The sequence below is a fragment of the Gordonia sp. (in: high G+C Gram-positive bacteria) genome (assembly GCF_020438995.1).
Classification (GTDB): domain Bacteria; phylum Actinomycetota; class Actinomycetes; order Mycobacteriales; family Mycobacteriaceae; genus Gordonia.
On the sequence record NZ_JAGQTN010000065.1, the window covers coordinates 1 to 8,737 of the forward strand.

The 8,737-nt window shown below is 64.8% G+C and carries 11 protein-coding genes; 1 reads left to right on the forward strand and 10 read right to left on the reverse strand.

What is annotated here, in order from left to right:
* Positions 1-127 precede the first annotated feature (127 nt).
* The 9 genes from KDB67_RS05785 to KDB67_RS05825 form a co-directional block, all read right to left on the reverse strand.
* Positions 128-1,636 carry an ATP-binding protein gene (locus KDB67_RS05785; protein ID WP_291013534.1) on the reverse strand — a complete coding sequence of 503 codons (1,509 nt, stop codon included), beginning with the start codon at positions 1,634-1,636 and terminating at the stop codon, positions 128-130.
* A 156-nt stretch (positions 1,637-1,792) separates the two neighbouring features.
* Complete coding sequence (locus KDB67_RS05790) at positions 1,793-2,110, reverse strand: GNAT family N-acetyltransferase (RefSeq protein WP_291013536.1); 318 nt, start codon at positions 2,108-2,110, stop codon at positions 1,793-1,795.
* A gap of 65 nt (positions 2,111-2,175) precedes the next feature.
* Positions 2,176-2,925, reverse strand: coding sequence for a phosphoglyceromutase (locus tag KDB67_RS05795; RefSeq protein ID WP_291013538.1), 750 nt, complete (start codon positions 2,923-2,925; stop codon positions 2,176-2,178).
* A 329-nt stretch (positions 2,926-3,254) separates the two neighbouring features.
* A complete protein-coding gene (locus tag KDB67_RS05800; RefSeq protein ID WP_291013540.1) occupies positions 3,255-3,665 on the reverse strand; it encodes a hypothetical protein in 411 nt (136 codons plus the stop codon).
* Positions 3,665-3,925 carry a hypothetical protein gene (locus tag KDB67_RS05805; protein ID WP_291013542.1) on the reverse strand — a complete coding sequence of 87 codons (261 nt, stop codon included), beginning with the start codon at positions 3,923-3,925 and terminating at the stop codon, positions 3,665-3,667. Before KDB67_RS05805 ends, KDB67_RS05800 begins: the two co-directional genes overlap by 1 nt.
* Before the next feature lie 104 nt (positions 3,926-4,029).
* Positions 4,030-4,410, reverse strand: a complete 381-nt coding sequence (locus KDB67_RS05810) for a hypothetical protein (RefSeq protein ID WP_291013545.1) — start codon at positions 4,408-4,410, stop codon at positions 4,030-4,032.
* Positions 4,410-4,667, reverse strand: a complete 258-nt coding sequence (locus tag KDB67_RS05815; protein ID WP_291013547.1) for a hypothetical protein — start codon at positions 4,665-4,667, stop codon at positions 4,410-4,412. Before KDB67_RS05815 ends, KDB67_RS05810 begins: the two co-directional genes overlap by 1 nt.
* A 97-nt stretch (positions 4,668-4,764) precedes the next feature.
* A complete protein-coding gene (locus tag KDB67_RS05820; protein WP_291013550.1) occupies positions 4,765-4,941 on the reverse strand; it encodes a hypothetical protein in 177 nt (58 codons plus the stop codon).
* A gap of 92 nt (positions 4,942-5,033) precedes the next feature.
* Positions 5,034-5,300, reverse strand: a complete 267-nt coding sequence (locus KDB67_RS05825) for a hypothetical protein (protein WP_291013553.1) — start codon at positions 5,298-5,300, stop codon at positions 5,034-5,036.
* Between the two features lie 194 nt (positions 5,301-5,494).
* Between KDB67_RS05825 and KDB67_RS05830 the strand changes: the two genes are divergently transcribed.
* Positions 5,495-7,060 carry a hypothetical protein gene (locus KDB67_RS05830; protein ID WP_291013555.1) on the forward strand — a complete coding sequence of 522 codons (1,566 nt, stop codon included), beginning with the start codon at positions 5,495-5,497 and terminating at the stop codon, positions 7,058-7,060.
* Between the two features lie 50 nt (positions 7,061-7,110).
* Here KDB67_RS05830 and KDB67_RS05835 read toward each other — a convergent pair whose 3' ends face one another.
* Positions 7,111-8,718, reverse strand: a complete 1,608-nt coding sequence (locus KDB67_RS05835) for an AMP-binding protein (protein WP_291013557.1) — start codon at positions 8,716-8,718, stop codon at positions 7,111-7,113.
* Between the last annotated feature and the right edge of the window lie 19 nt (positions 8,719-8,737).

Here is an 8,737-nt window from a genome sequence, read left to right on the forward strand (position 1 = left end):
ACAGGAATGCCAGCGGATCGGCCAGGGCTTCCTCGTCCTCGACGATCAGTACGTGCGTCACAGATAGATTCCTTCTGTCCTCGTGTCACATTTCAACAAGCTCGGTGGGCTATGAGGGGGCGGCGGTTCACCTGACTGCGTCGTCACCACCACCGGTCGCGAGTTCGAAAGCGTCGGCGTCCCTGAACGCGTTCTCGTCGTCGGGGCCGAGAACATCCTGCGGAATGCTGAGCGTGAACGTCGACCCGGTGCCGGGCTTACTCCACAGCGCGATGGTCCCATTGTGGTTGGCCGCAACATGTTTCACGATCGCCAGGCCCAGTCCGGTGCCTCCGGTCAGCCGCGATCGGGCCTTGTCGACGCGGAAGAATCGCTCGAACACACGCTGCTGGTCGGCCGATGCGATACCGATACCGCGGTCTGTGACGGCGATCGACACCACCGGAACACCGTCGATCACGCTGCGCCGGCGGCTGACCGAGACCATCGTGTTCTCGGGCGAATACGAGATGGCGTTGACGATGAGATTGTTGAGCGCGGTCAGCAGCAGCATGCGGTCGCCGCGGATCGCGAGCCCGATGGGGTCGTCGGCCTGCAATCTGATTCCCGCGGCATCGGCGGTCAATGCCGCCGCAGACAGCGCGTCGTCGACGAGTTGGTCGACGACCACACGCCCGAACTCCTCGGTCCGTCCGCTCTGCAGCCGCGACAGCGACAGCAGTTCGTTGACCATCGTGCCCAGCCGGTGTGCTTCCCCCACCACCTGCTTGCCGAAATGGCTGACGGCGTCGACGTCGTCGGCCGATTCGAGGAGCGCCTCGCCGAGCAGACCGATCGCCCCGACGGGAGTCTTGAGTTCGTGCGAGACGTTGGCGACGAAGTCGCGCCGGGTGGCCTCGACCCGGGCGTGTTCGGTGTCGTCGACGCCGTAGACGATGGCATACCGTTCCGTCCCGATGTGACCGTCACCGGCGACCGCGAGCCGCACCACACATCCGACGGAGTCGACGTTGCGCGCGGTGGCCCGGCCGGTGGAGACGAAACCGAGCGTCGACGGGCTGGGGGTGAATTCGAACCGCTTCTGCGCCGAGTTGTCCGCCGAGGCGGTATCCGGATAGCCGGTTTCGAAGAAGCCGGTGCTGGTGGTGTCGGCGCCTGAACTGTCGGTGTCTCGGCCGGCGGCGTCGAGTACCTCCTTGGCGGCCCGCCACACCACGTCGGCGAGCAGCCGATCCCGGACCATGCCCAATTCGACCGCGCGATGGTTGTAGAGCACGACGTCGCGGAACTCGTCGACGACGGCGACCGCGGTTTCGGAGTTGCGCAGGATGAGCCCGAGCAGACCCGCCTTGGTCATGCGGCCGTCCGGCGTCAGGCCGACGACGTCGGACTCGCACAATTCCGCGTCCTCGGGAACTGCCCGCGGCACCTCGGCCGCGTCGACACGCACGATCGGGACAGGCGCGTCGGCCCGAGCCACACCGCGGGAGCCGCCCGAACCCAAAACACCCGAGAGGCCCAAACCACCAGAGCGGCCCAAACCACCCGAAAGCCGGGGTCGCACGATCAATGCCCCGACAGCAACGCCGACAACCAATGCCAGTGCGATCGCGCCGAGAACCAAAGCAACGGTCACAACCTGCACCTTACGGCCCGCCGAACGCCCGAAGCACTCCGCGCGGGAGTGTTCGGACGCTGTTCACGTAGCGTTCCCCAACGCAACAGATTCCCGTCCCGACAGGGTCGTCCGGATGGCCGGACCGAACCCGGCCCGGCATCGTCGCGACCGCCGTCAGCGAGGTACGGGGACAGCCATGTCGGCGTATTCGGGGTGCCTGCCGACGTACGCCTCCACGTACGAGCACACCGGCACGACCTTCTTGCCCGAGGCCCGGATGTCGTCGAGGACCGCCTTGACCAGTTGACCCGCGTAGCCGTGTCCACTGAACCGCTCGAAGATCACGGTGTGGGTGAGCACCACCTGCTCGATCTCCGCGACGTAGTCGAGGTACCCCACCTGCACATCGGTACCGTCCGCCCCTGTCACAGCAGCCTCATATCGCTCCTGCCCCGGCGAATGCTTGATCTGAACTGTCCCCGTTTCGGCCATGACACCAATGTAGCCCGCATCACAGCGATGCGGGAACAGGTTGGCCGGGTGCAGTTGTCTCCTCGCTACTTCTTCTGCCCCTGCGCGGCGACGGCGGCCGCACCTGCTGCGGCGGCCTCCGGATCGAGATAGGTGCCACCCGGGTTGAGGGGCTTGAGGTCGTCGTCGAGGTCGTAACGCAGCGGGTTGCCGGTGGGGATGTTCAGGCCGGCGATGTCCTCGTCGGAGATTCCGTCGAGGTATTTGACCAGCGCCCGCAGCGAGTTGCCGTGTGCGGCGACGAGAACTGTCTTGCCCGCTTTGAGGTCGGCGGCGATCGTCTCGGTGAAGTACGGGATGAGCCGTTCGACGACGTCCTTGAGGCATTCGGTCAGCGGCACCTCGTCGAGACCGGCGTACCGCGGATCGCTGCTCTGGCTGTACTCGGCGTCGGCCTCGATCGCCGGGGGCGGGGTGTCGTAGCTGCGCCGCCACAGCATGAACTGCTCGTTGCCGTACTTCTCGAGGGTGTCGGCCTTGTTGAGACCCTGCAACGCACCGTAGTGCCGTTCGTTCAGGCGCCAATCCCGGACAACCGGAATCCAGTGCCGGTCGGCCTTGTCGAGCGCGATCTGCGCGGTCGCGATGGCCCGCCGCAGCAGCGAGGTGTACAGCACGTCGGGCAGCAGATCCTGCTCGACGAGCAGTTCACCCGCCCGCACCGCCTCCGCCTTGCCCTTGTCGGTGAGCGCCACGTCCACCCAGCCGGTGAACTGGTTGGACGCATTCCATTCGCTCTCGCCGTGCCGCATCAGAATCAGGGTGCCGTTGCTCATGCGATGAGTTTTCCACATCGGCGCGCACCGTGTCCCGACAGCGCCCGACCGTCGCCAGTCTCTGCCACATTGGAACATACGGTGGAGTCACCTGGACGAGACCAAGCGTCGAGTTCTACGTTTTCCGACGACGACAGTCGTCGCGCGGTAGTCGGATCACAACGGACCACCGGAGGAACGACGCGCTGATTTCCATCACCATGCAAGCAGTGCCCAGCAGGTCAAGAGGAGTGCGACGGCAAGGACATACCGAGCACGCCAAAGGAATCCGAGCAGCAGGATGAGCCAGGTGCCGCAGATACCGACCAGTGGGATCGCCACTGACGCGATCATCTCGGACGCCGACCGCGGGTGAGCGCGGCACGCCAGCCACGGACCCGCTCCACCACTCCCGTTCGCGCCGGCAAATTACCCTCGGCGGCGACGCCATTGCCGCCTCTTGCGGCATCGCCGGGCCGGGCCGGGCCGGCTTGCCCGGCGACAATTGCGGATTCGGGTGCAGGGGATGTAGACCTGCCATCGAGGGCATAGACCATCGGCGCGAGCCGCTGGTAGGTGCCCGCCCGCAGCTCTCCGACCAGGTGCTGCGCCAGCGGGGAGGAGGTCTCCGCGGTGTCCTGCATGGTCTGGTGCAGGGCGTGCATCTGCCCTATCAACTCGGACCGCGCGCCAGGACGGGGCGTCGCGTCGTTGTCGGTGCCAGGGTCCGAGGACTTTCCGGTCCGGTGATGGAGGTTCATCACAGCATCCTTCCGATCAGTCGGCCCGTTCCGCGTGCGATGCGTTCGGTCATGGCTTTGAGAGCCGGTGGAGCCGACTCCGGAACCGCGGACACAGCCTGTGCACAAGAACAGATCGCGACCACGGCGGCGCGTTCTTTGGCAAACTGCTCGTCTACCCGGCGCACGGCATTCCTGGTTTCCTGGTCGACACGTGCCAAGTGTTGATCGGTGCGCTTTTCGGCTTGCCGCGTGCGATGGGATTCGAGTTGTCCGGCCATGGTCAGGGTCGTCCTTCCTGGTGAGACGGGTTATGTCGCGCTTGGCCTTCGCCGCTTGAGTTGTGGGTGGGTGCCATGACCGTGGCACCCACCCACAAACGGCGTCAGGCGTTGCCGATCCGGCGCGCCCCGTCGTTGAGTAGTTGCTGGATCCGCCCGGAAGTTCCGGTGAGGACCTCGGCGACCAACTGGTGGGCCAATCCACTGGAGTGGGCGAGTTCGTTCGAGATCTCGTTACCCAGGCGGGCCACCCCGAGTGCGCCCTCGCGTTCGAGGGCGACGCCGCCGCTGACCTTGGCCCGCTCGATGGCGCTCTGGCCCTCGACCCTCAACGCGTTCAAGTAGGTGCTGGCGGCAATCTCACCGGCGGCCTTGCTGGTGGCGCGCTCGAGGCGGCCGGCCGCGGTGAACATCGCCGCCACGCCTGTTGGCGACGTCTCGGCGATCTGTCCCCGTCCAGTCCATTTCTGCAGGTGGTCTGCCATCACCAGTTCCTTTCGTCGTGGAAGTCGGCATCGGTGTAGGGCGGCGGTTGAAGCAGCCGTCGGTACTCGAAGACCTGCATCTGCCGCTGCTCGCGGTCCCGGTTGAGTACGGCGGTGAAGCGGTCCCGCTGCGCGATCGTGTCAGCCAGCCGGAGGGTGTCGAGTTCGGTGCGGGCCCGGGCGTTGTCGGCCTCTGCCGCACGAGCGCGGGCGTTGATCAGGCCGGTCAAGGCCTTGATTGTCGGGCGGCGAGCCATGGTCACTCCTGATCGAGTCTGGCGATCCGGGTGGTCGGGAAGATCCCGCCACCCGGATCGCGCGGCTACGTGCACTTACTGCCGTAGCACTTGGTGGTCAGCGTCCGCGCTTCTCGACCTTCTGGCGCTCAGCCGCCTTCCGGCGAGACTCGGCCGCAAGGGCCTTCTTGCGTTCCTCGGTCTCCTTGCGACGACGACGAAGCTGCTCATCCGCGTACTTCTTGTCGTCGACCTTGCTGACGATCGCCTGATTCGGCGGCATGTCGTAGAACATCTGGTACCTCCTGTGTGGTTGTTCGTCGGTGTTGACGTTTTCGAGGCTGACTTCCGGTTCGCGGGTTCTACTCCGGTTACGTCGAGGCCCCTTCAGATCCCGGCCAGCCCGGCGCGACGCAACTGCGCGCGGGCGTTGGCCAGTGACCGGAACTCACCGGGGGTGCCGGCCACGGTGATCGGGCGGACCGTGCGGTCGGCCGGGTAGACGTAAAGGCCATGCTTACAGCGCCGGTACGACCACCCGGCAGCGGCGATCGCTTTGATGACTGTGTCCCATTCTCGGCTGCGGTTGGCTATCGCTGTTCTCCCTGTCGTCGCTACACCTGAGTGGTTCTTGGTCCAAGCTAACGACCACAACCGTGCTCGTCCATCGATTTTTAGGATGTCACGCCTTCTTTATCTTGAGTATCAAGATGTATCACGATATATTGCACGAGAATCATTAGTGACGTCAACGGGGAGCAATGGGAACTCAAGCCAGAACCACGCCATCGAGCAGGGAACGCCGCGAGGAGCCGACACTCGACCGACGCAAGCGTGCGAGTCGGTCTTTGATCTTCGGAGCCGCTGCCAACCTCGCCGAGTCCGGTGAGCTCGACGGCACCACGATGAAAGATCTCGCCAAGGCGGCCGGCGTCACGGTGAACACCATCAAGAACCAGCCCTTCAGCAACGTCTCCGACGTCGCGGTCACCCTCTTGGATGAGGCCGGTAGCTTCGGTATGTCGTTGAGCAAGAATGCGATTGACAATCTGAGCAGGGTCGCTGAGCACAGCCGTGCGCAATCGGATCGGGAACGCATCAATGAGATCCACCGCATGCTCACCGACATCGTCGACCGATCCAAGCGAGGGCTCCGCACCTCCAACGTGGTGCTGGAGGAACTCGAGGCGCTCCACACCGAGGTCGACAAGACGTATCCCGACGAATTGCCACTGCTAGCGGAGATCAGCTACTCGATTGCCGCGATCTACCTCCGACCGGACGACGAACTCGACGCCGATCCCTCCAACGACCGCCGTTCCGAGGCGCTGCTGTGGGCCAAAAGAGGCATCACGCGCCTCGAGTCAGACCGGCGCACGCGTCAGTTCGACCTCGGGCAGCGTCTCACTGCACTCGCCGCGGAGGCCGCACGCCAGCTCATCTCTCTGCACACCGCTGCGATCACCGCTAAGTCCAGCGAGCTCGAACGGGCGACGGTGCAGGTCAAGGTGATGGCACAGTTGGCGATCATCGTCGCCAACAAGGAGAAGGAGCGAGGATACGCGCTCAAACTGAACCGTCCTCTGCGTGCCGCTGCCGCCGAGTTCCACCGTGCGCGGGCTGAAGCGATGATGCAGGGCGTTCCCCAGGGCGAGATCGACGCAGTCCTCCAGATGGCTCGGGAACTGGACACCCACAGCGATACCGGACCCGTGCCGGAGGACATTCTCGAGGTATTTCTCGTCCGAACGTGCGCAGTACAGGTCGCGTATCGAGACCTGGTGAAGGCTGACGAACACAGCGAACTCAAGGAGATCCGACGGCGACTGATCGACACGCTGCCCTCATCCGCCAAGCAGCGTGCGGCGTCCACGCTGTTCGATCTCGCCGATCACGACCCAACCATCGGCAAACCTGTCCGAGTCCACCACGTCACGGACCTCATGCTCGTCTCGACCTACGGCGTCGTCGGACGGGTACTTCTGGCCGACCACCTCAAGGCCATTGCTGACAGCTTCGACGCCGACGGGAATCCCCCGGAGATGTATAGGGGAACAGACGAGCTGAAGATCAGCGAAGCTGAGTACCGGGCCGCAGCGCGGTACTGGTACACACAGGCTCCCAGTGGCATGAACGTCCTCGGCGTGGCGGCAACCCTTGCGGAACGAGCCCGCCAAGCACTCGCCGACGGGACGTGGGACGGTGTCCGGGACACGGCGCCCTGGGCGATTCTCGACCAAGAGACGAACGGCCTGAACACGCTGCTTCTCGACCAACTGTCCCTCGGCGCCGTCACCGGACGAGCACCGACGAAAGAGCAAGCCCAACGTCTACTCGACGAACTCCATCCGCTACTCACCGTCCTCAAATCGATCAGCGAAGGCCGGACCGGCCCTGTCGAGAACCTCTCCTGACCGGTTTCCGCTCGGTATTGCCACACCCGTGGCAATACCGAGCGGAAAACCTACTTACGGAGGTCTTTTCGGAGGATCTTGCCGGATGCGGACTTGGGGACGACGTCGATGAATTCGACGACGCGGACCTTCTTGTACGGGGCGACGCGGTCGGCGACGAACTCCATCACCTCGGCCTCATCGATCTCGGCGCCGGGCTGCCGGACCACGAACGCCTTCGGGATCTCCTCGCCGGTTTCCTCCTCGATCACACCGATGACCGCGGCGTCGGCGATCTTCGGGTTGGTCAGCAGCAGAGCTTCCAGCTCAGCCGGCGGCACCTGGTAGCCCTTGTACTTGATGAGTTCCTTGAGCCGGTCGACGATGTAGACGCAGCCGTTCGCGTCGACGGTGGCCATGTCGCCGGTGTGCAGGAAGCCGTCGGCGTCGATGGTGTCGGCGGTGGCCTGGTCGTTGTTGAGGTAGCCGAGCATCACGTTCGGGCCCTTGACCCACAGCTCGCCGGGTGCCGAGACGCCCTCGTCGGGAACGGGGATCTCGTCGCCCGTGGCCGGATCGATGAGCTTGTTCTCGGTATTGGGTACTGCCCAGCCGATCGACGACAGCGGCGGCTCGTCCTTGCCGAGCACGGCCTGCGAATCGGTGGGGATCAGGTGACTGACCGGCGACAACTCGCTCATGCCGTAGCCCTGCAGCATGTGCAGGTTCAGGCGCTTGGCGACGGCGTTGCCGAGTTCGGCGTCGAGCGAGGCGGCACCCGACAGCATGGTGTGCAGCGACGACAGATCGTAATTGTCGACGATCGGGTGCTTGGCGAGGGCCACCGCCACCGGCGGCGCGATGAACGCGTAGGTGACCTTGTGGTTCTGGATGTTCTCCAGGAACTCGACCAGGTCGAAGCGCGGCATCACGACCAGGCGGGCACGGGCGTACAGCGCGGCGTTGAGGAGCACGGTCATGCCGTAGATGTGGAAGAACGGCAGCACCGCGATGATGGCGTCGTCGGAGCTCATCGACTGCAGCGGCTGGATCTGTGCCACATTGGCCACCAGATTGGTGTGGGACAGCTTGACGCCCTTGGGATTTCCAGTGGTGCCGGAGCTGTAGGGCAGCACCGCGATGTGCGTGGCCGGGTCGAACGACACCTCGGGCGCCGGAAGATTCGGTGCCAGCAGGTCGACGGCGTTCGGGTGTCCCGACTTCTCCAGGCCCTCACCGTCGAGAACGATGAGGTTCTCGTCGCCCAGCCCTACGCGCTTGGCGGCCTCGGCCGCGTGCTCGTACAGCGGCGAGACGGTGATCAGGATCTTGGCCTTGGAGTCGATCAGTTGCTTTTCGATCTCGTTGGCGGTGAACAGCGCGTTCAGGGTGGTGGCGGTGGCACCGGCCCGCAGCACGCCGTGGAAGACCGTGGCGAACGCCGGAACATTCGGGGACAGAATGCCGACCACGTCGCCGACACCGATCCCGCGCGCCGCCAAAGCGCCTGCCGCGGCATTAATCTGCGCGATCAGCGCACGATAGGTGGTCTCCGAACCCGATTTGGGGTCCACGAGGGCGACCCGATCCAGGTCCTCGTCGGCGATGGAACCGAAGAGGAAGTCATAGACACTGACGTTGGGGATCTCGACGTCGGGATACGGGTTCTTGAAGCTCATCAGACCTCCGTGTAGTGGG